Consider the following 24,059-nt stretch of genomic DNA (forward strand, 5'->3'; position numbering starts at 1 on the left):
AGGGGACTGGTCATGATCGGACTTTGGGACACCACCGGCATCGAGGTCGTGAAGGCCCTGGCGAACGAGCGGCGCAGCGCCGGCGGGCTCACCAGCGGCCTCGCCCTCACCCTCGTCGCCGTCGTCGACGAGCGGCAGGTCCGGGAGGCGGAGGCCGCCGCGACCATCGCCGCGTCCGCGCACCCGTGCCGGCTGCTCATCATCGTGCGCGCCGACGTCACCCAGCAGCGGTCCCGCCTCGACGCGGAGATCGTCGTCGGCGGGCGGCTCGGACCGTGCGAGGCCGTCGTCATGCGCATGCAGGGCCGCCTCGCGCTGCACGCCGAGTCGGTCGTCATGCCGCTGCTCGCCCCTGACGTGCCGGTGGTGACCTGGTGGCAGTGCATGCCGCCGGAGCGGATCGCGTACGACCCGCTGGGCGTCGTCGCGGACCGCCGCATCACCGACAGCGCCCAGGCACCCGACCCGGTGGACGCGCTGCGCATCCGCGCCGAGGACTACGTGCCCGGCGACACCGACCTGGCCTGGTCGCGGATCACCCCGTGGCGCACGCTGCTCGCCGGCGCCTTCGACGCGACCCGGGTCGGCGTCAGGTCCGTCGAGATCATCGCCCCCGACCTCGACCCCACGGCGCCGCTGCTCGGCGGCTGGCTCGAGGCCCGCCTCGGCGTCCACCCGACCCGCAAGCCCGGCTCCGGCAAGATCATGGAGGCGGTGAACCTGGAACTCGCCGACGGCAGCAGCATGAACCTCATCCGCGACCTGAACGCGGGCATCGCCACCCTCCAGCGCACCGGCCAGCCCGACCGGATCCTGCCGCTGAGCCGGCGCCCGCTCGGCGAGGAACTGGCCGAGGAGCTGCGCCGCCTCGACCCCGACCAGCCGTACGCGGCCGCGCTCGCCGCCGCCACCGGCAAGCAGCACCTCGACGAGCGCGGGGCGCCGCGGGTGCACATCTGGAAGGACCCGGCGCTCGCCGAGCGCCCGGAGGCCGCTACGCCCTCGTCCCCCTCGTCCCTGGAGTCCGTCGCTTCATGACCGTCGTCATTCACGATGACCCGAAACTGCTGGCCGAGGCGACCGCCGCCCGCCTGATCGTCCGGCTCACGGACGCGCAGGCGGAGCGGGGCTTCGCGTCCCTCGTCCTCACCGGCGGCCGGATCGCCGCGCAGATCTACGCCGCGGTCCTCGCCAACCCGGCCCGCGACGCCGTCGACTGGTCGCGGGTCGACTTCTGGTGGGGCGACGAGCGGTTCCTGCCGTCCGGCGACCCCGACCGCAACGAGACCCAGGCCAGGGCGGCGCTGCTGGACGGGCTGCCGGTCGACCCGGCCCGCGTCCACCCGATGCCCGCCTCCGACGGCCCGCTCGGCGACGACGCCCCCGCCGCGGCGGCGTCCTACGCCCGCGAACTCGCCGCCTCCGCCGGCGCTTCCGGTGGCGTTGTCGGCGGCGGTGCGGCGGGCCTCGGAGCGGCGGGCGCGGCCGCGGCTGCCGCGGGCGCACCCGGACTCGCGGCGGCCGGTATGGCCGCCGTTGACGCCGCCGCCGTCGGGTCGATCGAGCCTGCGGGGGCCGCTGAGTCGGGTGGCGCCGCCGGGCTGCCGCGGTTCGACGTGGTGCTGCTCGGCGTCGGCGAGGACGGCCACGTGGCGTCGGTGTTCCCCGGCCACCCGGTCATCGACGAGACCGGCACGACCGCCTCGGTGCACGACAGCCCGAAGCCGCCACCGGTACGCGTGACGCTGACCCTCCCGGCCATCAACACCGCCGCCGAGGTCTGGCTGATCGCCGCGGGCGACGGCAAGGCCGACGCGGTCCGCGAGGCCCACACGGCCACACCGGCCGCCCTCCCCGCCGCCCGCGTCCGCGGCGAACACCGGACCCTCTGGCTCCTGGACCGCGCCGCCGCCGCTTCCCTCCCCGCCTGACGCCCGCCTTCCTCATGATCCGGAAGAGTTCTTGCTGCCATAGGCGCAACAAGTCTTCCGGATCACGGCGTACACCACCGGCACGACAGCAACGTGGCTCAGCCCGCCGACTCTCGTGATCCGGAAGACTTTGCGTCGCCCCAACAGCACAAACTCTTCCGGATCACAGCGGACAGCACCGCGACTGGGGCGCCCTGCTCATGATCCGGAAGAGTTCTCGTCGCCATAGGCTCCGGATCATGGCGTACGCCATCGGCACGACGGCAACGTGGCTCGGGCCGGGGTTTGTCAGGCGCGGCGCTGGCGGAGGCGGGCCAGGGCCTCGGCCAGGATGGCCTCGCCGTCCTCGTCGGAGCGGCGCTCCTTCACGTAGGCCAGGTGGGTCTTGTACGGCTCGGCGCGCGGTCGCTCCGGCGGCGCCTGCTCGTCCTGGCCGGCGGGAAGCCCGCACCGGGGGCAGTCCCAGGTGGCCGGGGGCGTGATCTCGGCGGCGAAGGCGGGCTCGGTCATGTGACCGTTGGCACACCAGTAGGTGACGCTGCGACGGGCCGCCTGCTCACCGCGCTCGGCCCAACGCATGGGGCCGGAACCTACTCGGGTCCCGCGGATGGCGTTACCAGCTGCCACGGCTGCTCGCTCCTGTTCGTCGGGGGGTGCGACGTCGTGCGGAGGCAGGAGTGTGGGCGAAAAACACCTGCGCGCGGCCCGTCAAACGGACCGCGCGCATGAGTCTAGAACGCGGAGCGTGCTCAGGCACCACCGTTTTGAACAATTTTCAGCCAGAGGCCAAGACCAACGATGCAGGCGAACCAGATGATGCCGACCAGCAGCGTGTAGCGGTCGAGGTTCTTCTCGGCGACCGACGAGCCGGCGAGGCTGGACGAGACGCCGCCGCCGAACATGCTCGACAGGCCACCGCCCTTGCCGCGGTGCAGCAGCACGAGCATGGTGAGCAGCACGCTCGTGATGATGAGCAGCACGATCAGGGTGTAGGCGAACGCCGTCATGGCGCGGTCGTCCTCTCGGTGGGCGGAAAGCTACCGCCGAAGCTTACTGGATTACGCGAGGCCCAGGGCACACAGGTCGGGCTGGCCGAACTGCGGGTGGATGAATCCGCCCCGGACCTTCGTGCCGGACATGCGCAGCGCCTTCATGTAGATGATCGGGATCGCGGCGGCCCTGCTCGCGATCTTCTCGTCGAGCTCGCCCCAGAGGAGGAACTGGCGCTCCGGCACCGACTCCTCCAGCGCCGCCGTGATGTCGTTGTTGATCTCGGCGTCGTTGAGCAGGGCGTAGTTCTGGTTGTTGGTCGCGTTGGCCTTGGTGGGGATGAGGCGGCCGTCGAACAGGGGCGGGATGACCGCGGAGCCGTTGGCCCAGTCGGGGATCCAGCCGGCCCAGAGCAGGTCGTTGGTGTTGGCCGGGTTGCCGATGACGTCGAAGTACGTCTCCGGGTCGATGCCGTTGACCTTGAGCTGGATGCCGATCTGCTGGTACGTCTCGACCATCGTCGTGGCCAGGCGGCGGATGTCCTTCTGCTCCGGGATCGCAAGGGTGAGCGTCGCGGCGCACGGCTTGCCCTTGTTCCGCTGGTCGTCCATCAGCTTCAACGCCACGTCCGGCTTGCCCTCGACGTTGGCGGTGCTGTCGTACAGGTCGAAGTCCTTGTGGGCCTTCAGCTGCGGGGCGATCATCGTGTTGGCGTAGTCGCCGAAGACGGAGCCGCCCATCGCCGCGCGAAACTTCCGCTTGTTGAAGGCGAAGACCAGCGCCCGCCGGCAGTCCAGCTCGGGGATGCGCTTGGTGTTGACCGACAGGTACCGGATGCCGCCGTAGCTGCCCTGCACGGCCCGTGCGGACAGGCCGGAGTCGTTGACGACCTGCTGCACGAAGTTCGGCGCGACGTTCTTGTCCAGGTCGATCGTCTCGGCCCAGTCGCCCTCGCTCTGGATCAGGTTCGACGTGACGGTCGGCAGGTCACCGTTCGCCTGGATGATGATCTTGTCCGGGTACGCCTTGCGGACGCTGTCGGTCTTGCGGTCCCAGTACTGGTTGCGGATGTACACGAGCTGCTGGTCGGTGTTCTCCTGCAGCTTGTACGGGCCGTTGGAGAACGGCTTCTTGTCGTACTCGCCCTTGGTGTCCTGCTTGGCCTGGACCGGCGCGAACACCGACATCGCCGCGGTGTAGCCGAAGTCGCCGACCGGCTGGGACAGCGTGAACTTGATGTTGCGGTTGTCGACGCACTGCACGGACTGCAGGCCCTTGCCGTTGTTGTTGCCGCCGACGAACGGGCCCGCGTAGCTCTCGGTGCCCGCGAGGTACGTCTTCGGGTACGGCTGGGCGACCGAGAACAGGCTCGAGAAGCTGCGCTCCACGCCGTACTTCACGTCGGCGCAGGTGATCGGGGTGCCGTCCTCCCAGCGGAGCTCATCCCTGAGCTGGAAGTCCCATACACGGTTGCCCTCGCTGGGGCGGCCGGCGTCGGTGGCGAGGTCACCGACGATCTCGCTGGCGGCCTCGCCGGGCTCGGAGCGGAACGTGGTGAGCGTCCGGGTGGTGAGGCGGCTGATGTTGGCCTCGGTCGCGGTCGCGATGCGCTGCGGGTCCAGGTGGGCCGGCATGGCGCTGACGACGACGCGGAGGGTCCCGCCGGTCTTCGGCGGCTGCGGGCGGTTCTCGGCGCCGGCGTCGCTGCAGGCCGCGGTCGCGAGCAGCGACAGGCCGGCCAACGACGCGACGAAACGCTTAGCGAGCATGCTCGGTCCCCACTCGTCATGGTCGGCCCGTTCGTGGCGGGCGGCCCTGGCTGTTGCTCCCGCGTCCGGCGCGGGGCTGCCCGCGCTGTGCGCGAGCGTGTCCGGCAACCCGGTGTCGGGGCTGCGGACCAGGCCACTTTAGGCGGCGTTCATGCCGGGCGGAACCGGGGGTGGGATACAAAACAGCGTCGCGCGGCCCGGGTCCGGACCGCGCGACGCTGCGTTCTGAGCTGGTTACTTGCCGAGGCGGCAGATGCGGACAAAACCCTCCGCATCGATGCTGGCGCCACCGACGAGCGCGCCGTCGATGTCGGGCTGCTCGATGATCGACGCCACGTTGTCGTGCTTGACCGAGCCGCCGTAGAGGATGCGCACCCGGTCGGCGGTGCCGCCGGTGTACTTCTCCGCGAGGCGGGTCCGGATCGCGCCGATGACCTCCTGCGCGTCCTGCGGCGTCGCGACCTTGCCGGTCCCGATCGCCCACACCGGCTCGTACGCCACGACGATCTTCTCGACCTCGTCGGTCTTGATCTTCTCGAGGCCGGCGTCGAGCTGGGCGAGCGTGTAACCGACGTGCTCGCCGGCCTCACGGACCGCCAGGCCCTCACCGACGCACAGGATCGGGGCGATGCCGTTCGCGAGCGCGGCCTTCACCTTGGCGTTGACGAGCGCGTCGTCCTCGCCGTGGTACTGGCGGCGCTCCGAGTGCCCGACGACCACGTACTGGCAGCCGAGCTTCGCCAGCATCGCGCCGGAGATCTCGCCCGTGTACGCACCCGACGAGTGCTGCGACAGGTCCTGAGCGCCGTAGCCGATGAGCAGCTTGTCGCCGTCGACCAGCGTCTGCACGCTGCGGATGTCGACGAACGGCGGCAGCACGACCACCTCGACGTCGTTGAGCTGCTGCTCGTTGAGGCTGAACGCCAGCTTCTGCACCAGGGCGATGGCCTCGAGGTGGTTGAGGTTCATCTTCCAGTTGCCGGCCATGAGCGGCCTGCGGCCGGTTGCTTCTGCCATCGCTCAGGCCTCCAGTGCCGTGATGCCGGGCAGCGCCTTGCCCTCGAGGAACTCCAGGGACGCGCCACCACCGGTCGAGATGTGGCTGAACCCGTCTTCCGGGATGCCGAGCGCGCGCACGGCCGCGGCCGAGTCACCGCCGCCGACGACGCTGAAGCCGTCGATCTTGGTGATCGCCTCGGCGACGCCCCGCGTGCCGGCCGCGAACGGCGCCAGCTCGAAGACGCCCATCGGCCCGTTCCAGAACACGGTCTTCGCGGACTCGACGGCCTGCGCGAACAGCGTCACCGACTCCGGTCCGATGTCCAGGCCGAGTTCCTCGGCCGGGATCGCGTCCGCGGCGACGACCTGGGTCTTCGCGTCGGCAGCGAACTTGTCCGCCGTCACCACGTCGACCGGCAGCACGATCTTGCCGCCACCACGGGCGAGCAGGTCGGCGCAGGTGGCGACCATCTCGTCCTGCAGCAGGCTCTTGCCGACCTCGTGGCCCTGGGCCTTGAGGAAGGTGAAGCACATGCCGCCGCCGATGAGCAGCTTGTCGACCTTCGGCAGCAGCGCCTCGATCACGGCGAGCTTGTCGGAGACCTTCGAGCCGCCGAGGATGACCACATACGGCCGCTCGGGGTCGCCGGTGAGCTTCGACAGCACGTCCAGCTCGCGCTGCACGAGGCCGCCCGTGTACCGCGGAAGCAGCGCGGCCACGTCGAACACGCTCGCGTGCTTGCGGTGGACCGCACCGAAGGCGTCGTCGACGTACACGTCGGCGAACTCGGCGAGCTGCGCGGCGAAACCGCCCCGCTCCGCCTCGTCCTTGCTGGTCTCACCCTTGTTGAACCGCAGGTTCTCCAGCAGCGCCACGTCACCGTCGCCGAGCCCGGCGACCGCGGCCCGCGCCGACTCCCCCACCGTGTCGGTGGCGAACGCGACCGGCTTGCCCAGCAGCTCGCCGAGCCGGTTCGCGACCGGCTGCAGCGTGTACTTCGGGTCGGGCTCGCCCTTCGGACGGCCCAGGTGCGACACCACGGTGACCCGCGCGCCGGCCTCACGCAGCGCGTTGAGCGTCGGCAGGACCGCCCGGATGCGCCCGTCGTCGGTGATCTTGTCTCCGTCGAGCGGAACGTTCAGGTCGGCGCGCAGGAGCACGCGCCGACCCTTGACGCCCTCGCTCAGGAGGTCGTCGAGCGTCTTCACAGGCCGGTGCCCACCAGCGTGACGAGGTCGACGAGGCGGTTGCTGTAGCCCCACTCGTTGTCGTACCAGCCGACGACCTTGACCTGGTTGCCGATCACCTTGGTGAGGCCGGCGTCGAAGATGCACGAGGCCGGGTCGGTGACGATGTCGCTGGAGACGATCGGGTCCTCGGTGTAGGTCAGGATGCCCTTGAGCGGACCGTCGGCGGCGGCCTTCATGGCGGCGTTGACCTCGTCGACCGTGGTCTCGCGACCCACGGTGACGGTCAGGTCGGTGGCCGAGCCGGTCGGGATCGGCACACGCAGCGCGTAGCCGTCCAGCTTGCCCTTGAGCTCGGGCAGGACCAGCGAGACCGCCTTGGCGGCACCGGTCGAGGTCGGCACGATGTTCAGGGCGGCGGCGCGGGCGCGACGCAGGTCCTTGTGCGGGGCGTCCTGCAGGTTCTGGTCCTGCGTGTACGCGTGGATCGTGGTCATGAGGCCACGCTCGATGCCGAACGTGTCGTTGATGACCTTGGCCATCGGCGCGAGGCAGTTCGTGGTGCACGACGCGTTGGAGATGATGGTGTGGTTCGCGGCGTCGTACTTGTCCTCGTTGACGCCCAGGACGACCGTGACGTCCTCGCCCTTGGCCGGCGCCGAGATGATGACCTTCTTCGCGCCCGCGGCGACGTGGACCTTGGCCTTCTCGGCGTCGGTGAAGATGCCGGTCGACTCGATCACGACGTCGGCGCCCAGGTCGGCCCACGGCAGCTTCGACGGGTCGCGCTCGGCGAGCGCCTTGAACGTCTTGCCGTTGACGGTGATCTCGTCGGAGGTCGCCTTCACCTCGTAGGGCAGGCGGCCCAGGATGCTGTCGTACTTGAGCAGGTGCGCCAGCGTCGCGTTGTCAGTGAGGTCATTGACGCCCACAATTTCGATGTCAGCGCCCTTGGCCAGCGCCGCACGGAAGAAGTTGCGGCCGATGCGGCCGAAGCCGTTGATGCCAACCCGGATGGTCACTTCGACACATCTCCTCGCCTCGTCGCGGCCGGCCGTTGCCGATGCCGGTCGCCCGTGAGTGATCATGGCTCGCCCGGTCGTGGTCCTAATCGGTGAGGCCCATGAGCGGGGAGCGGCCGCGTAGAGCGGCATACGGACGGCTTCGTCGCCGAACAGGAAAACCCTATCGCCTGCACAGCACCGAACTCCCGCGGGGGTGTCTGAGCACACAGCCCGATCACGGTTTTCACCCTCCCTCGGCGGGGTGCGGGATCGTCCCGTGCCCCGTGCGTCGACGTTGGGGACATTGTCTCGCCGGGGTACGACAGAAATGGGCGCGATCAAGGCATCCCGCGGCGGGCGATCCGAAGACCTTGAGTAGCCCCGATGCACGACCTCTTCCGGATCACGGGAACCACCCGCCCCTCGCGATCCGGAAGAGCTCACGCGGCCCAGGCTGCACAAAGTCTTCCGGATCATGAAACAGACCGCACGCATGATCCGGAAGGGTTCGTGTGGCGCTGGGGCACACGGGACTCCGGACAATGTGCACAGCTCAGCCCGCGACACGTCCCACCCCGAGGCGGCCGCGCGGGCTTGTCGCGGCCTCGGCCGGACGAGGCGCGACGAGGCGCGGGGGCGCCCCGGCCGGCGCCGCGTTACACGCGGCCGTGCCCACGACGGACCGGAGTCCGCATGGATGAGCTAACTGACCAGCATCTCCGGCGTGACGGCGGACTCGGTGTCGGGGATTCCGAGGTCGCGGGCGCGCTTGTCGGCGAGGGCGAGCAGACGCCTTATGCGCCCGGCGATCGCGTCCTTCGTGAGTGGTGGGTCAGCGAGCGCGCCGAGCTCCTCCAGGGACGCCTGCCGGTGCTCGAGGCGCAGGGTGCCGGCGCTGAAGAGGTGCTCGGGGGCGTTGTCGGCGAGGATCTCCATCGCGCGCGCGACCCGGGCGGCGGCGGCCACGGCGGCGCGGGCGGAGCGGCGCAGGTTGGCGTCGTCGAAGTTGGCGAGGCGGTTGGCGGTGGCCCTGACCTCGCGGCGGACCCGGCGCTCCTCCCAGGTGAGGACGCTCTGGTGCGCGCCGATGCGGGTGAGCAGCGCGGCGATCGCGTCGCCGTCCTTGACCACGACACGGTCGACGCCGCGGACCTCGCGGGCCTTGGCGGTGATCCCGATGCGCCGGGCGGCGCCGACGAGCGCGAGCGCGGCCTCCGGGCCGGGGCAGGTGATCTCCAGGGCGCAGCTGCGGCCCGGCTCGGTCAGCGAGCCGTGCGCCAGGAACGCGCCCCGCCACGCCGCGACGGCGCAGCACATGTTGGCCGACACGACGTGCGGCGGCAGCCCCCGAACCGGCCGTCCACGGACGTCGAGCAGTCCCGTCTGCCGCGCGAGCGCCTCGCCGTCCTTGACCACGCGCACGATGAAGTGGCTGGCCTTCCGCAGGCCGCCGGACGCGAGGACGTGGATCTCGCTCTGGTACCCGTACACCTCCGAAACCTCCCGCCGGAGCCGGCGGGCGGCGGCGTTGGTGTCGAGCTCGGCCTCGACGACCACCCGGCCGGAGACGATGTGCAACCCGCCCGCGAAGCGGAGCAGCGCGGCCATCTCGGCGCGCCGGCAGCAGGGTTTCGCGACATCCACCCTGCTCAGCTCGTCCTTGACCGCAGCGGTCATCGCCATTCTGTCGTCACCTCGCGGGGCTCAATCGAACTGTCGGTGGTGCTGCTCAGCAGTGGTTTCAAGGCTGCGGCCAGCGCGTGCGGGTCGTGCAGCGGTGCTCCGTCAGCGACAGCCATCGGCGCGAGCACCAGACGTGCACCCAGCGATTCTGCCGCACGATGGACCGGTTCGGGGTCGCCTACGGCTTTCCCGTCGGCAAGAACTACATCGACATGTAACCCAGGTAGGTAACGACGCAGGGCGGCAAGGTGTTCCGGCAAGGTCAGGCCGGCCGTCTCGCTGTCGGGCGCCAGATTGAGCGTGACCAGGCGCTTCGCGGGACTCATGGAGATCGCTGCGGCCAGTTCAGGCACCAGCAGATGCGGGATCACGCTGGTGAACCACGATCCTGGTCCGAACAGCAACCAGTCCGCGTTCTTCGTCGCATGTACGGCCTCCGAGCAGGCCTCCGGTGCGACCGGCACGAGCCGGACCCGGTCGATCCGCTTCGGAGTGACCGCGACGGCATGCTGACCGCGCACCGTCACCACTTCACCACACTCGGACAGGTCCGCCTCGATGTGCAGCGGCTGCCGCGACATGGGCAGCACCCGCCCGTCGCAGCGCAGCATCTGCGCCGCCTGGTCCAGCGCGACGACGGGGTCGCCGGCGAGCTCCATCAGGGCGCACAGGACGAGGTTGCCGACCGGGTGCCCGGCGAGGTCGTCGTTGCCGGTGAACCTGTGCTGGAACACCTCCGCCATCGCCTCCTCGTCGGCGAGCGCGGCAAGCGCCTGGCGCAGGTCCCCGGGCGGCAGGATGTCGCGGGTCGCGCGCAGCCGCCCGCTGGACCCCCCGTCGTCGGCGACCGTGACCACGGCGGTGATGTCCAGCGGCGTGTCCAGGTGGATCCGCCGCAGCGCCCGCAGGGACGCGGACAGCCCATGCCCACCACCGAACGCGACGACCCGAACACCGCTCACGCCATCACCTCCGCTGCGATCATTCGCGCCCCAGGTCGCGGTGCTGCGGTGCGGCGGCGAGGCGCATCTCGCGCAGCCGCCGGGCGAGCTCCTCGGCGATCGCGACGCTGCGGTGCTTGCCACCCGTGCACCCGACGGCGATCGTGAGGTAGCGCTTGCCTTCCCGCTCGAAGCCTGGAGCGGTCGCGTTGATCAGCCGGGCGTACGTCTCCACGAACGTGACCGCGCCGCGCTGCCCGAGCACGTACCGGCTCACGTCGGTCTCGCGTCCCGTGTGCTCGCGCAGCTCCGGCACCCAGTACGGGTTCGGCAGGAACCTCGCGTCGAGAACGAAGTCGGCGTCGGGCGGCAGGCCGTACTTGAAGCCGAACGACAGCACCGTGACCCTGATCTGGGTCGTGTCCTCCTCGCCGAACATCTCCTCGATGCGCCCGCGGAGCTGGTTGACGTTGAGGTGGCTGGTGTCGATCAGCACGTCCGCCTGCTCGCGGGCCTCCTGGAGCAGCTTCCGCTCAGCGGCGATGCCGTCCGACAGCCGCCCGCCGCCCTGCAACGGATGCGAGCGGCGCACGCTCTCGAACCGCCGGATCAGCACCTCGTCGTCGGCGTCGACGAACACCATCCGCGGGTTGAACCCCCGCTCCCGCAACGACTTCACCGCGCCCGGCAGATCGGTGGAGAACGCGTGGCTGCGCACGTCGAGCACCATCGCCGTGCGCCGCGCCGCCCCCCGCGCCGCGAACGCCAGCTCCGCCATGTCGAGCAGCAGCGCCTGCGGCAGGTTGTCCACGACGTAATACCCGACGTTCTCCAGCGCCCGGGCGACCGTGCTCCGCCCTCCGCCGGACACCCCCGTCACGATGACCAGGTCGGTCGCCGTGCGGTCAGGCACCCCCGACGCTTCTTCGCTCACCACGCCGACGAGTTTATGCCGTGCCGCCCGCCCGTCCGGCGGCTCGGTCGGTTTGTACCTTTTCAGGGTCCCCCAGCCCAGCCGGGAAAGCCCGAATGACGCCCTCCACAGCGCCGAACCTGCACGGGAACGGAGCCGGGCCGATCAGCGCGACCACACCACTGAACGCACACCCACGCTCATGCGGGCAGGCCGCCTCCACCCCGCCGGCCTGCCCGGCCACTCCCACAGCGACCGGCGAACCCGCAAGCAGATCCCTCAGCCGACAACCGGCCACCACGATGATCGAAGGACGCCCCTGGCCGTCCAGACAACCACCACGCGACTTCGATCACGCCGCGCGAAAGCCAACGACGGCGCGGAATCACCGAATGACGCCCTCGACGGCGCTGGACCATGCGAGAACGGCGGCAGACCCGCACGCGGATCCCTCAACCAAACCCAGCCGCCACCATGATCGAAGGACGCCCCTGGCCGCCCGGACGACCACCACGGTAACTATTCAGGTACTCCGAACGGATGAGGTCCCCCAGGTCGGAGCGTTGCGCCGGGAGCAATGCATCCGTCCACAGTGGATGACGAAACGTGACTTATCCGGGCATAACTATCGGCTCGCGGTCGGTCCGCTGATCGGCCGCACTCGCGGAGTCACAGGTCAGCGCGATTCGGGGGGCACCTGAATAGTTACCCACCACGCGACATCGATCACGACGCCCACCACCACGACCACCCCGCCCGGCTACCAAGACCGCCCGCGATAGGGACAACACTGGTTGTGAACCACGACGGCGGGCGCGGCGTCGGCGCCCGGTGTGATGTGGATGGGTTGTGAAAGCCAACGACAGCGTGGAAGCACTGAATGACACCCTCGACGGCGCTGAACCATGCGAGGACGGCAGCCGACCCGCGGGCGGATCCCTCAACCGAAACCAGCCACCGCCAGGATCGAAGGACGACGGCTATGACCGCGATCGATCCGTCGGGAAGAGGCCGGGACCGTGGGCGAGGTCCGCGGTTGGTTAGGAATCGGAGGGCGAAGAGGTCGGGTCGATCACCGGCGGTAAGGAGGCAGGGGCCGGCGCCAACGATGCGGCCGGTAAAGAGGGCGCAGCCGGCGTGGGCGAAGGTGGGCCGTTCAGAGCGACCAGAATCGCCTCCGCCGTCCGGCGGCCGATGCCCGGCACCTCGGCGATCTCCTCGATGCTGGCCGCCTTGAGACGCTTCAATGAGCCGAAATGGCGCAGCAGCGCTTTGCGGCGGATTTCGCCGAGGCCGGGGACGTTGTCGAGCGTCGATTCGGTCATGCGCTTGGAGCGCTTCTGGCGGTGGTAGGTGATGGCGAAGCGGTGGGCCTCGTCGCGGGCGCGCTGCAGGAGATAGAGGCCCTCGGAGGCGCGGGGCAGGATGACGGGGAACTCGTCGTCGGGGAGCCAGACCTCCTCCAGCCGCTTGGCCAGGCCGCAGATGGTGATGTCGTCGATGCCGAGGTCGAGCAGGACCTGGGCGGCGGCGTTGACCTGGGGCTGGCCGCCGTCCACGACGACGAGCTGGGGCGGGTAGGCGAACTTGCGAGGGCGGCCGGTCGTCGGGTCGATGCCGGGGCGGGACGGGTCGACGTCCTCCTCGGCCAGCGAGTCGAGCTCGACCTTGGCGTCCAGGTAGCGGGCGAAGCGCCGCCGCAGGACCTCGGAGATGGCGGAGACGTCGTCGGTGGCGCCGTTGATGGCGAAGCGCCGGTATTCGCTCTTGCGGGACAGTCCGTCCTCGAAGACGACCATGCTGGCGACGACGTCGGTGCCCTGGATCTGGGAGATGTCGTAGCACTCGATGCGCAGCGGGGCGGTCTGCATGCCGAGCGCCTCGGCGATCTCCTCCAGGGCCTTGCTGCGGGTGCTCAGGTCGCCGGCGCGGCGAAGCTTGTGCTGCTGGAGGGCCTGCTCGGCGTTGCGCGCGACGGTCTCGGCGAGGGCCTTCTTGTCGCCGCGCTGCGGCACGCGGATCGCGACCCGGCTGCCGCGCAGCTTGCTCAGCCAGTCGGCGAGCGCGTCGACGTCGGCGGGCAGCTCGGGGACGAGCAGCTCCTTGGGCAGGTCGGCGGGGTCGGTGCCGGCCTCGGCGCCGTAGATCTGGCTGCAGAAGTGGTGGACGAGGTCGCCGGCGCTGAGGTCCTCGGTCTTCTCCACGACCCAGCCGCGCTGGCCGCGGACCCGGCCGCCGCGCACGTGGAACACCTGGACGGCCGCTTCCAGGGGGTCGTCGGCGAACGCGACCACGTCGGCGTCGGTGCCGTCGCCGAGCACGACCGCCTGCTTCTCCACCGCCCGGCGCAGCGCGCCCAGGTCGTCGCGGATGCGGGCGGCGCGCTCGAAGTCCAGCTCGTCGGAGGCGGCGAACATCTCCCGCTCGAGCCGCTTGACCATCGTGTCGGTCTTGCCTGCCATGAAGTCGCAGAAGTCGTCGACGATGCGGCGGTGCTCCTCCTCGCTGACCCGGTCGACGCACGGCGCGGAGCACTTGCCGATATAGCCCAGCAGGCAGGGGCGGCCGATCTGGCCGGCGCGCTTGAACACGCCGGACGAGCAGGTCCGCGCCGGGAAAACGCGCATCAGCAGGTCGAGGGTCTCGCGGATCGCCCAGGCGTGCGCATAGGGGCCGAAGTAGCGCACGCCCTTGCGCTTGGCGCCGCGCATCACCTGCAGGCGCGGATAGGCCTCGTCGAGCGTGACCGCCAGATACGGGTAGCTCTTGTCGTCCCGGTAGCGGACGTTGAACCTGGGGTCATACTCCTTGATCCAGTTGTATTCGAGCTGGAGCGCCTCGACCTCGGTGCCGACCGTGACCCAGTCGACCTTCGCCGCCGTGGTGACCATCTGCTGGGTGCGCGCGTGCAGGGTCCACACGTCGGCGAAGTAGGAGTTGAGCCGCTGCCGCAGGCTCTTGGCCTTGCCCACGTAGATGACGCGCCCCGACGGGTCGCGGAACCGGTAGACCCCTGGCGTGTCGGGAATGGTCCCGGGTGCGGGTCGATACGTGGACGGATCTGGCACTCTTCGAGACTATCCGGGGGGTACGACAAAACGCCGACCCCCCGGAAGCGCGCTCACGCCAGGGAGATGTTGTCCCCGTCGATCTTCAGGGTCTTCTCGGCCAGTCCCTTGGTGGCCGGGCCGTTCTTCACGGAGCCGTCGGCCGCGGAGAAGACGCTGCCGTGGCACCGGCAGTTGATCGCGCCGGCCGAGACGTCGGAGACGACGCACGACTGGTGGGTGCAGATCGAGCTGAACGCCTTGAACTGCCCGGCCTCCGGCTGGGTGACGACAACGCCGCCGCCGTCCTTGAAGATCTTGCCGCCGCCGACAGGGATGTCGGCCTTGGCCGCCAGGACGCCTGAGGCGGCACCGCCGGTGCTGCTGTCGCCGGTCTTGCCGCTGTCGTCACTGTCGTCTCCACAGGCGGCGAGTGCCGTCACGGCCGTGATTCCGGCCGCTCCGGCGAGCACCGCGCGGCGAGTCGTGTCACTCATAGGCTCCTCCAAGGTCGTTGGCCTGCTGGCTACGCCAGGAAATACGTAGATCATGGAGCGTACGGTTCAATGCTCAACAAACTCTGAGAATCCGTTACCCGCCCGTGACATTCGCAGCGATCACACAGCGAGACGGACGCCTAGGCCTCGACCACGTACCCTGCCTGCACCTTTACCGGCACAGCGTTCAACCCACGCGTCGCCGGCCCCCGCGCGAGGCTGCCGTCCGCGATCTTGAACTGCGAGTTGTGCCCCGGGCACATGATCGTCGTCGCTCCGGGCGACGGAGGCTCCACGGTGACACCCTGGTGGGGGCAGCTCGCCTGGTACGCCTTGAACGTCCCCTGCTTCGCCTGCACCACGAGAATCGTGTCCTTGGCGATCACACCGCCACCGACGGGCACGTCCTTCACGGCGACCAGCGCACCCGCCGGCGGCGCCGCGTCGCTGGCACCCGTCGCGGGCGCGGTGTTGTCGAACGGGTTGGCCGCGGTCGTCGGCGCGGCGGAGGCGGGCGGCTGGCTGCCCGTGGCCGCCGGGGTCTCCTCGTCGCCGCCGCAGCCCGCGAGCACCGTCACGCCGAGCGCGCCCGCGCCCAGCAGCAGTGCCCGGCGGGCCGAGCAGGGGTTGAACACGTCCTGAACCGGCACGTCCTGTCCTCCTGGGGTGAGGGCCTTGCCAGCGGCCACCGTAGCAGCGCCCGATCCGCACCGTCCCTCGGTCACCGCATCCGCCAGCAGGCGGCCCTCTCCCCCGTTCCGACGTTTCCGCTGGTACGACACCGGCAGAACGAAACAGCAGCCAGACGCCGGTCGATCAGCCCTTCGCGGCCGCCTTCTTCGCCGGCGCGCGCTTCGCGGGTGCCGCCTTGGTCGCCTTCGCACGTGTGGCGGTCGCCTTGGCCGGCCGCGCGGCCGCGGTCCGGGCCGGCTCCGCCACCGGGAGGTCGTCGGGCTCCACGGTCGAGACCGCCGCCCGGGTCCGCGGCGCCGCGGCCTTCCGGCCGGCCCGGGCCGGCGCGGACACCGCGCCGTTGGCCTTGACCGCCCGGTCGCGGGCCGTGGTGTCGCCGCTGACGTCGCCCTTCAGGCCCAGCACCGGCCGCAGGAACTTGCCCGTGTGGCTGTCGGCGATCTCCGCGACCTCCTCCGGCGTGCCCACCGCGACCACCGTGCCGCCCTTGTGACCGCCCTCGGGGCCCATGTCGATGAGCCAGTCCGCCGACTTGATGACGTCGAGGTTGTGCTCGATGACGATCACGGTGTTGCCCTTGTCGACGAGGCTCTGCAGCACGATGAGCAGCTTGCGGATGTCCTCGAAGTGCAGGCCGGTCGTCGGCTCGTCCAGCACGTACACGGTGCGGCCGGTGGACCGCTTCTGCAGCTCCGACGCGAGCTTGACCCGCTGCGCCTCGCCGCCGGAGAGCGTCGGCGCGGGCTGGCCGAGGCGCACGTAGCCCAGGCCCACGTCGTTGAGCGTCTTCAGGTGCCGGTGGATGGCGGGGATGGCCTCGAAGAAGCCCGCGGCCTCCTCGATCGGCATGTCGAGGATCTCCGCGATCGTGCGGCCCTTGTAGTGCACCTCGAGGGTCTCGCGGTTGTACCGCGCACCCTTGCAGACCTCGCACGGCACGTACACGTCGGGCAGGAAGTTCATCTCGATCTTGATCGTGCCGTCGCCGGCGCACGCCTCGCAGCGCCCGCCCTTCACGTTGAACGAGAAGCGTCCCGGACCGTAACCACGCACCTTGGCCTCGGTGGTCTCGGCGAAGAGCTTCCGGACGTTGTCGAACACGCCCGTGTAGGTGGCCGGGTTGGACCTGGGGGTGCGGCCGATCGGTGACTGGTCGACGCCGACGACCTTGTCGACCTGCTCGAGCCCCGAGATCCGGGTGTGCCGGCCGGGCACCAGCCGGGCGCCGTTGACGACGTTGGCGAGGACCGCGTGGAGGATGTCGTTGACCAGGGTCGACTTGCCGGACCCGGACACGCCGGTCACCGCCACGAACTGCCCGAGCGGAAACGGGACGGTCAGGTTCTGCAGGTTGTGCTCGCGGGCGCCGACGACGACCAGCTCGCGGCCGGGCGTGCGGGGCCGGCGGATCTCCGGCGTCGGGATGCTGCGCCGGCCCGCCAGATACGCACCGGTCACCGACTCCTCGGCGGTGATCAGCTCCTCATACGGCCCGCTGTGCACGACCCGGCCGCCGTGCTCGCCGGCGCCGGGGCCGATGTCGACGATCCAGTCGGCGGTGCGGATCGTGTCCTCGTCGTGCTCGACCACGATCAGCGTGTTGCCGAGCCGCTTGAGCCGCGTCAGGGTCTCGATGAGCCGGTGGTTGTCCCGCTGGTGCAGGCCGATGCTGGGCTCGTCCAGCACGTACAGGACGCCGACCAGACCGGAGCCGATCTGGGTCGCGAGCCGGATGCGCTGCGCCTCGCCGCCGGACAGGGTGCCGGAGGCCCGGTCCAGGGACAAGTAGTCGAGGCCGACGTCGACGAGGAACCGCAGCCGGGCGTTGATCTCCTTCAGGACCCGCTCGGCGATGAGCTTCTGCCGGTCGGTGAGGGTCATCGCGCCGAGCAGCTCCGCGCAGTCACCGACGGACAGGTTGCAGATGTCGGCGATGCTGTGCCCGGCGATGGTGACCGCGAGGATCTCGGGCTTGAGCCGGGACCCGCCGCAGGTGCCGCAGGGCACGTCGCGCATGTATCCCTCGTACTTGTCGCGGGACCAGTCGCTCTCGGTGTCGGAGTGCCGGCGCTCGATCCACTGCACCACGCCCTCGAAGCCGGTGTAGTAGGAACGCTCGCGGCCGTACTTGTTGCGGTACCGGACGTGGACCTGGTCCTCCGACCCGTACATGATCGCCTTCTGCGCCCGCGACGACAGCGCGCGCCAGGGCGTGTCCAGCGTGAAGCCGGCCTCCGCACCCAGGGCCTCCAGCAGGCGGAGGAAGTATTCGAGGGTGTGGCCGGTGGCCCAGGGCGCGATCGCGCCGCCGCGGAGGGTCTGCTCCGGGTCGGGCACGATCAGCTCCGGGTCGACCTCCTTCTTGGTGCCGATGCCGGTGCAGTCGGGGCAGGCGCCGTAGGGCGCGTTGAACGAGAACGAGCGGGGCTCGAGGTCCTCGATCGACAGCGGGTGCTCGTTGGGGCAGGCGAGGTGCTCGGAGAAGAGCCGCTCGCGGTGCTCGTCGTCCTCGGGCACGTCGACGAACTCGAGGATGACGATGCCGGCGGCGAGCTTCAGCGCGGTCTCGACCGAGTCGGTGAGCCGCTGCTTGGACGACGCCTTCACCGAGAGCCGGTCGACGACGACCTCGATGGTGTGCTTCTCCTGCTTCTTGAGCTTCGGCGGCTCGGTCAGCGGGTGCACGACGCCGTCGATGCGGGCCCGCGCATACCCCTTCGACTGCAGCTCCTGGAAGAGGTCGAGGTATTCACCCTTGCGGCCGCGCACGACCGGGGCGAGCACCTGGAAGCGGGTGCCCTCCTCCATCGCGAGGACCCGGTCGACGATCTGCTGCGGCGTCTGCCGCGTGATCAGCTCGCCGCAGACGGGGCAGTGCGGCTCGCCGATGCGCGCATACAGCAGTCGCAGGTAGTCATACACCTCGGTGATCGTGCCGACCGTCGAGCGCGGGTTGCGCGAGGTCGACTTCTGGTCGATGGAGACCGCCGGCGACAACCCCTCGATGAAGTCGACGTCGGGCTTGTCCATCTGGCCGAGGAACTGGCGTGCGTAGGACGACAGCGACTCCACATACCGCCGCTGCCCCTCGGCGAAGATCGTGTCGAACGCGAGGCTCGACTTGCCGGAGCCCGAGAGCCCGGTGAACACGATCATCGCGTCGCGCGGCAGGTCGAGACTGACGTCACGGAGGTTGTGCTCCCGAGCGCCACGGATGATCAGACGGTCCGACATGCTTCCCCTTGGCAGTGAATATGTCCGCCAGCAGCGGCAAAGAGTCCGGCAGCGGTGATTTTGTCCGGTTCGGACACCGTCACGGTGCCAGCCGACAACTCTAGCCAGGGGGTATGACAATTTTCCGCGCCCGAACGAGGGAACCCCCGCTACGGGCGTGCCAGCCGTCGCCGGTCGCGGCTCTCGCGCTTGAGCCGCCGTACCGATGCCAGCTTCTGCTCTTTCTGCAGTTTCTGCCAACTCGCGAAGCGGCGGGGGCTGAGCTCGCCGTCCTCGACCGCGGCCCGGACCGCGCAGCCGGGCTCCTCACCGTGCCGGCAGTCGTCGAACCGGCACAGCGTCGCGAGCTGCGTCACGTCGGCGAACGCCCGGTCCAGGCCCGCCGCGGTGTCGAACATGCCGACGAGCCGCACCCCGGGCGTGTCGAGGACCGCACCGCCGCCAGGCATGGGAATTAGTGCCCGATATGTGGTGGTGTGCCGGCCGCGTCCATCGCCACGCAACGCCTGCGTCTGCATCACCGGCGCCCCGGCGAGAGCGTTGACGAGACTCGATTTTCCGGCACCGGACTGCCCCAGGAGGCCGAGCGTCCGCCCGTACGCCACGAGCGGCCGCAACGCGTCGAGCCCCATCCCCGTGCGGGAGCTGACCGCATGGACCTCGACCCCGTCCGGCATCTGCCCGGCGAGCGCCTCCGGATCCGCGGCCAGGTCGCATTTCGTCAGGACCAGCACCGGCCGCGCCCCCGACTCCCACGCCAGGGCGAGCAGCCGCTCGATACGCCCGAGGTCCGGCGACGGGTCGACCGGCTCCACGACCGCCACCGCGTCCACGTTGGCGGCCAGGACCTGCCCGAACGACTCCTCACCGGCGACGGCCCTGATGATCGCGGTGCGCCTGGGCAGCACCGCCTCGGCCGTCAGCCGGCCGTCCGGCCACGTCCGGACGACGAGCCAGTCCCCCGCGCACGGCAGCGACCCGGGATCGGCGGCGGCACGCGCCAGCAGGCCCCCCGACAGGCTCGCGCGGAGCGGGCCGTCGGACGCGATCGCCGTACACACGCCGCGGTCGACGCGGCTGACCCGCGCCGGCCGGAAACCGGGCAGGTCGAACCGGCCGGAGTACAGCGCGGCGTACGCGTCGTCCCAGCCCAGAGCTGACAGGTCAATAATCATGAACATCCTTTGCGAACCCGTGTTCGGAAATCCACGGTAGGTAGCGCGTCCACACCGCGAAACCGAATATCGGGGCTATCGTCGGGTGCGTGCTCCCCTCGCATGTGCTGGCCAGCGCCGTCGGACTGCGCCTGGACCGGGCCGATGTCCAGTGGCACGTCTCACCCGGCCAGGACGACTCGCTCATGCGCTTCTGGCTGACGTTCGCCGGCGTCTCGTACGGCTTCCACGTCGGCGCCGAGGACGAGATCCTCGACGTCATCGTGGAGGAGCGCGGCACCGACGCCGACATGGGCGTCTACGGCCGGCTCGAGGTCAGGGCCGCCGCCCCTCGCGACCCGGCCGCCGCCGCGGTCGGTCAGCGCCTCGTGGCCGTGCACGACCTGTACGCCGGCTACCTGGGCAAACCCATCGGCGCCCGGCTCAGTTTCGAGCACGTCGACCTCAGCGTCGCCGACTGGGAGGACGAGCTGCACTGGGCCGCCGGCGACCTGCCACCCGCCGTCGGCGTCCGCCAACGCTGATCTTTTCCGCGTTTTGCAGGTGGTGTACGAACGAAGCCCCGTCACCGTCCGGCGGATCTTGTCGGTGGCCTTTTGTCGGCAAGTCTTGTCGGTGGGGGGCGGTAGGGTTGGGCGGTGACGGCTGATCCACTCGTGCTGAGCGCGGAGCTCGACCGCGCCACCGCCCGCCTCCTCGACACGGTCCGCACCCTCGACGGCAATGGTCTGGTCGCCCCTTCCCGCTGCGACGGCTGGACCCGCGGCCACGTCGTGACCCACCTCGCCCGCAACGCCGACGCCTACCGCAACCTGCTGCACTGGGCCCGCACCGGCGAGAAGACCCCCGCCTATGCCAGCCGCGAGGCCCGCGAGGCAGGCATCGCCGCCGGCGCCCCCCGCCCGCACGAAGAGCAGCTCGCCGACCTCACCACCGCCTGCGACCTGCTGCGCGAGTCGATGGAGACGATGCCCGCCGAGGGCTGGACCGCGCTCGTCGAGTGGGGCAGCACCGGCCCCACCCCCGCCGCCCGCGTCGTCTGGGCCCGCATCTGCGAGGTCGAGCTGCACCACGTCGACCTCGACGCCGGCTACGGCCCGGCCGACTGGCCCGCCTCGTTCGCCCTGCGCATCCTGCACGACCCCGCCACCCCGCGCGTGGCGACCCTCGTCTCCGACGACGGCGCCAAGCTGCTGACCGTCGAGGACGCCCCCGTCATCACCGGCCCGGCCCACCTCCTCGCCGCCTGGCTCACCGGCCGCGGCGACGGCACCGGCCTCACCGGCGACCTTCCTTCCCTGGAGGCCTGGAAATGAGCGGATTGACCTTCACGAAGCTCTCCGTCGGCCCGATGGACAACAACGCCTACCTGCTCACCTGCACCGCCACCGGCGACAGCATGCTCATCGACGCCGCCAACGACGCCGAACGCCTGCTCCAGCTGATCGCCACCGCCCCGTCCGGCATCTCCACCGTGGTGACCACCCACCGCCACCAGGACCACTGGTTCGCCCTCGAAGACGTCATCGAGGCCACCGGCGCCGCCTCCCTGGCCCACCCAGCCGACGCCCCCGAGATCCCGACCGCCACCGGCACCCTCAACGACGGCGACACCATCCCCCTCGGCGACTGCAACCTGACCGTCATCCACCTCGTCGGCCACACCCCCGGCTCGATCGCCCTGTACCACGACGGCCACCTCTGGACCGGCGACTCCCTCTTCCCCGGCGGCGTCGGCAACACCCGCGGCGACAAGGCCAACTTCGAGTCCCTGCTCAACGACGTGACCACGAAGCTCTTCGACCGCTTCCCCGACGACACCGAGTTCCACCCAGGGCATGGCAAGGACTCCACGCTGGGCGCGGAGCGGCCGTCGCTGGCCGAATGGCGCGCCCGCGGCTGGTGACGGAAGTCGTCAGCGGCCTTCCGGCCAAATGACCACAAACTCAGCGGCCAGATGACCACGGATCTACCGGCCAAGTGCCCACCGAGCTTGCGTCTGCGGCATACTGTGGCTCGTGGTTGATCTCGTTCAACGCCATGCGCAGGAGCTCGTGTCGGAAGCGCTTGCCGACACGCGGGTGGTGCTGGTGAACGGCGCCCGGCAGGCGGGGAAGAGCACGCTGACACGCTTGGCCACCGCCGGCCTGCCAGGCACGGTCATTCGCCTGCTGGACGACCCGGCGACGCTGCGCGCGGCGCAGGACGACCCGACCGGTTTCGTGGACCACGACGGGCTCATGGTGATCGACGAGATCCAGCTCACCCCGGAGTTGTTGCGACCCATCAAAGTTGTCGTCGATCTCGATCCGACACCTGGACGGTTCCTCCTCACCGGTTCGTCGCGCATCCTCGCGCTCCGGACGCTTCCCGATGCGCTGCCCGGCCGGATGGAGATCATCGAGCTGTGGCCGTTCTCCCAGGGCGAGATGAGCGGCGACCCCGACCAGTTCGTCGACGCCGCTTTCCGGCACGGCACGCGCATCGATCACACATCGGAGTGGCGGCGGAAGGACTACCTGGAGCGGGTCGTGGTCGGTGGCTTCCCCGAGGCGGTCCGCCGGACACCACGACGTCGAGCCGCCTTCTTCGACTCGTACCTCACGACACTGATCGAGCGTGATGTGCTCGAAATCGCGAACATCGAACGCCGAGGGGAACTGCTGAAGCTGCTGAGCCTGCTGGCCGGGCGCGCCGGTCAGCTGCTGGTGCCGGGCACCCTGGCCAGTCAGTCGGGCATCCCGCGCACCACCCTGGTCCGCTATCTCGAACTCCTCGGCTCGGTATTTCTGGTCAAGAGCGTCCCTGCCTGGTCGTCCAACCTGACCCAGCGCGCGGTCGGCACACCGAAGCTGGCGTTCGTCGACACGGGCGTGGCGTGCCATCTGATCGGGCAGGACGCGGCGCGGCTCGGCGAACCCGGCGGCGCCGCCGGCCCGATGATGGAGAACTTCGTCCTCATGGAGTTGGCTCGCCAGCTCACCTGGTCCACGGAGCGGGGAACGCTCCACCACTACCGGACCAAGGACGGCGTCGAGGTGGACGCGGTGATCGAGACCCCGGACGGTCGGGTGATCGGTATCGAGGTCAAGGCCGGCGCGACCGTTCGAACCGAGGATCTGACGGGCCTGCGGAGCCTCGCTAACGCACTCGGCGAACGGTTCGTCGCCGGTTACGTCCTGTACACCGGTCAACAGACGCTGCCGTTCGGCGACAAGATCCGAGCAGTACCACTGGACGCTCTGTGGCGTCTCGCGCCGAAATAACGTCGAGGACGACCGTCTGACCATGTTGGCTGCCAGGCGCCGCGAGCCCCGCAGTCAGGCGGGTGCCGAGCCGCGCACGAAGCGCTCGCATTCCACGCAGGTCCTCGCCATGGACCCGCGTTCCGGACTTGATCTCGAACGCGATGACGTCTCCGTCGTCCCGCTCGAGCACGAGATCCACTTCGTCGGCGGCCGGCGTCCGGAAGTGCCCGACCGAAACCGGCGCGTCCCACCAGCTGACCTGCTTCAGAATCTCGCCGACGACGAACGTCTCGATCAGGCGTCCATACTCGGTCAGCACCGCCGGATCGGACTTGGCGATCTTCTCGGGCGTCAGCCCGAGCAGCCACGCCATGACACCGGAGTCGACGAGGTGCACCTTCGGCTGACGGGCGACCCGTGAGCCCAGCGTCGTGCCCAGGCCGGGAGCCGGTGGATCAGGAACACCGCTTCCAGGAGCCGGAGGTAGTTCTCGGCACTGCTCTTCTCCATGCCGACCGCCTGTGCCGTCGCCGCGATGTTGAGCACCTGTCCCGATCTCGCCGCGAGCTGATGCAGCAGGCGAGGAAGCATCTCCCGCTGCCGCACCTGGCTCAGCTCGATCACGTCACGCTCGATCACCAGGTCCAGATAGTTGCTGAACCAGCGCGAATACTGCCCACCTTTCCGCATCTGAGCAACATTTCTTCCGCATCTGCACCGTCTGAGTTCCGCATCTGTACCGCAAAC

19 protein-coding genes and 2 pseudogenes are annotated in these 24,059 nt (G+C 70.0%); 6 read left to right on the forward strand and 15 right to left on the reverse strand.

Features of this window, described 5'->3' with window-relative positions:
• Nucleotides 1-12 precede the first annotated feature (12 nt).
• Both ACQEVZ_RS16800 and ACQEVZ_RS16805 read left to right on the forward strand, forming a co-directional pair.
• Nucleotides 13-1,038 (forward strand): glucose-6-phosphate dehydrogenase assembly protein OpcA, encoded by a 1,026-nt coding sequence (locus tag ACQEVZ_RS16800; RefSeq protein ID WP_433367355.1) that lies wholly within the window; start codon nt 13-15, stop codon nt 1,036-1,038.
• The gene (locus ACQEVZ_RS16805) at nt 1,035-1,931 is read left to right on the forward strand and encodes a 6-phosphogluconolactonase (protein WP_433367358.1); all 897 of its coding nucleotides are present in this window, start codon (nt 1,035-1,037) and stop codon (nt 1,929-1,931) included. Before ACQEVZ_RS16800 ends, ACQEVZ_RS16805 begins: the two co-directional genes overlap by 4 nt.
• Nucleotides 1,932-2,219: 288 nt before the next feature.
• On the opposite strand, the gene ACQEVZ_RS16810 is transcribed toward ACQEVZ_RS16805, so the two are convergent.
• From ACQEVZ_RS16810 to rsgA, 14 genes and pseudogenes are all read right to left on the reverse strand, one after another.
• Nucleotides 2,220-2,558 (reverse strand): RNA polymerase-binding protein RbpA, encoded by a 339-nt coding sequence (locus ACQEVZ_RS16810; RefSeq protein ID WP_344503007.1) that lies wholly within the window; start codon nt 2,556-2,558, stop codon nt 2,220-2,222.
• A 122-nt stretch (nt 2,559-2,680) separates the two neighbouring features.
• A complete protein-coding gene (gene secG, locus ACQEVZ_RS16815) occupies nt 2,681-2,938 on the reverse strand; it encodes a preprotein translocase subunit SecG (protein ID WP_344503009.1) in 258 nt (85 codons plus the stop codon).
• Nucleotides 2,939-2,989: 51 nt separating this feature from the next.
• Nucleotides 2,990-4,690 (reverse strand): ABC transporter substrate-binding protein, encoded by a 1,701-nt coding sequence (locus tag ACQEVZ_RS16820; RefSeq protein ID WP_433367363.1) that lies wholly within the window; start codon nt 4,688-4,690, stop codon nt 2,990-2,992.
• Between the two features lie 234 nt (nt 4,691-4,924).
• Entirely contained in the window at nt 4,925-5,707 is a 783-nt protein-coding gene (gene tpiA / locus ACQEVZ_RS16825) for a triose-phosphate isomerase (protein ID WP_360558129.1), read from the reverse strand.
• A gap of 3 nt (nt 5,708-5,710) precedes the next feature.
• The gene (locus ACQEVZ_RS16830; RefSeq protein ID WP_344503012.1) at nt 5,711-6,898 is read right to left on the reverse strand and encodes a phosphoglycerate kinase; all 1,188 of its coding nucleotides are present in this window, start codon (nt 6,896-6,898) and stop codon (nt 5,711-5,713) included.
• The gene (gap, locus tag ACQEVZ_RS16835; RefSeq protein WP_344503013.1) at nt 6,895-7,899 is read right to left on the reverse strand and encodes a type I glyceraldehyde-3-phosphate dehydrogenase; all 1,005 of its coding nucleotides are present in this window, start codon (nt 7,897-7,899) and stop codon (nt 6,895-6,897) included. The genes ACQEVZ_RS16830 and gap overlap by 4 nt, the downstream gene beginning before the upstream one ends.
• A gap of 684 nt (nt 7,900-8,583) precedes the next feature.
• Nucleotides 8,584-9,564 (reverse strand): DNA-binding protein WhiA, encoded by a 981-nt coding sequence (whiA, locus tag ACQEVZ_RS16840; protein ID WP_033359740.1) that lies wholly within the window; start codon nt 9,562-9,564, stop codon nt 8,584-8,586.
• Complete coding sequence (locus ACQEVZ_RS16845) at nt 9,555-10,526, reverse strand: gluconeogenesis factor YvcK family protein (protein WP_344503014.1); 972 nt, start codon at nt 10,524-10,526, stop codon at nt 9,555-9,557. Before ACQEVZ_RS16845 ends, whiA begins: the two co-directional genes overlap by 10 nt.
• Before the next feature lie 19 nt (nt 10,527-10,545).
• Nucleotides 10,546-11,442: an RNase adapter RapZ gene (rapZ, locus tag ACQEVZ_RS16850; RefSeq protein WP_354888173.1), complete on the reverse strand. Its 897-nt coding sequence runs from the start codon at nt 11,440-11,442 to the stop codon at nt 10,546-10,548.
• Between the two features lie 1,016 nt (nt 11,443-12,458).
• Nucleotides 12,459-14,486: an excinuclease ABC subunit UvrC gene (uvrC, locus tag ACQEVZ_RS16855; RefSeq protein ID WP_433367371.1), complete on the reverse strand. Its 2,028-nt coding sequence runs from the start codon at nt 14,484-14,486 to the stop codon at nt 12,459-12,461.
• Between the two features lie 53 nt (nt 14,487-14,539).
• Nucleotides 14,540-14,962, reverse strand: coding sequence for a Rieske (2Fe-2S) protein (locus ACQEVZ_RS16860; RefSeq protein ID WP_433367374.1), 423 nt, complete (start codon nt 14,960-14,962; stop codon nt 14,540-14,542).
• A gap of 140 nt (nt 14,963-15,102) precedes the next feature.
• Nucleotides 15,103-15,612: a Rieske (2Fe-2S) protein gene (locus ACQEVZ_RS16865; protein WP_433367377.1), complete on the reverse strand. Its 510-nt coding sequence runs from the start codon at nt 15,610-15,612 to the stop codon at nt 15,103-15,105.
• A gap of 337 nt (nt 15,613-15,949) precedes the next feature.
• A pseudogene (gene uvrA / locus ACQEVZ_RS16870) lies at nt 15,950-18,889 on the reverse strand (excinuclease ABC subunit UvrA); the annotation flags it as partial.
• Nucleotides 18,890-19,038: 149 nt separating this feature from the next.
• Nucleotides 19,039-20,064, reverse strand: coding sequence for a ribosome small subunit-dependent GTPase A (gene rsgA, locus ACQEVZ_RS16875; RefSeq protein ID WP_433367380.1), 1,026 nt, complete (start codon nt 20,062-20,064; stop codon nt 19,039-19,041).
• 89 nt (nt 20,065-20,153) lie between these two features.
• Here rsgA and ACQEVZ_RS16880 point away from each other — a divergent pair, with 89 nt between their 5' ends.
• The 4 genes from ACQEVZ_RS16880 (at nt 20,154) to ACQEVZ_RS16895 (ending at nt 23,330) form a co-directional block, all read left to right on the forward strand.
• Complete coding sequence (locus ACQEVZ_RS16880) at nt 20,154-20,588, forward strand: hypothetical protein (RefSeq protein ID WP_360558142.1); 435 nt, start codon at nt 20,154-20,156, stop codon at nt 20,586-20,588.
• A gap of 114 nt (nt 20,589-20,702) precedes the next feature.
• On the forward strand, nt 20,703-21,380 hold the full coding sequence (locus ACQEVZ_RS16885) for a maleylpyruvate isomerase family mycothiol-dependent enzyme (RefSeq protein ID WP_433367384.1): 678 nt from the start codon (nt 20,703-20,705) through the stop codon (nt 21,378-21,380).
• Nucleotides 21,377-21,970, forward strand: a complete 594-nt coding sequence (locus tag ACQEVZ_RS16890; RefSeq protein WP_433367387.1) for an MBL fold metallo-hydrolase — start codon at nt 21,377-21,379, stop codon at nt 21,968-21,970. The genes ACQEVZ_RS16885 and ACQEVZ_RS16890 overlap by 4 nt, the downstream gene beginning before the upstream one ends.
• Nucleotides 21,971-22,082: 112 nt before the next feature.
• On the forward strand, nt 22,083-23,330 hold the full coding sequence (locus ACQEVZ_RS16895) for an ATP-binding protein (protein WP_354888186.1): 1,248 nt from the start codon (nt 22,083-22,085) through the stop codon (nt 23,328-23,330).
• A gap of 181 nt (nt 23,331-23,511) precedes the next feature.
• On the opposite strand, the pseudogene ACQEVZ_RS16900 reads toward ACQEVZ_RS16895, so the two are convergent.
• A pseudogene (locus ACQEVZ_RS16900) lies at nt 23,512-24,002 on the reverse strand (ATP-binding protein); the annotation flags it as partial.
• Nucleotides 24,003-24,059: the final 57 nt, after the last annotated feature.

Origin of the sequence: Dactylosporangium sp. CA-152071, from assembly GCF_050936335.1 — a bacterium.
Lineage (GTDB): Bacteria > Actinomycetota > Actinomycetes > Mycobacteriales > Micromonosporaceae > Dactylosporangium > Dactylosporangium maewongense.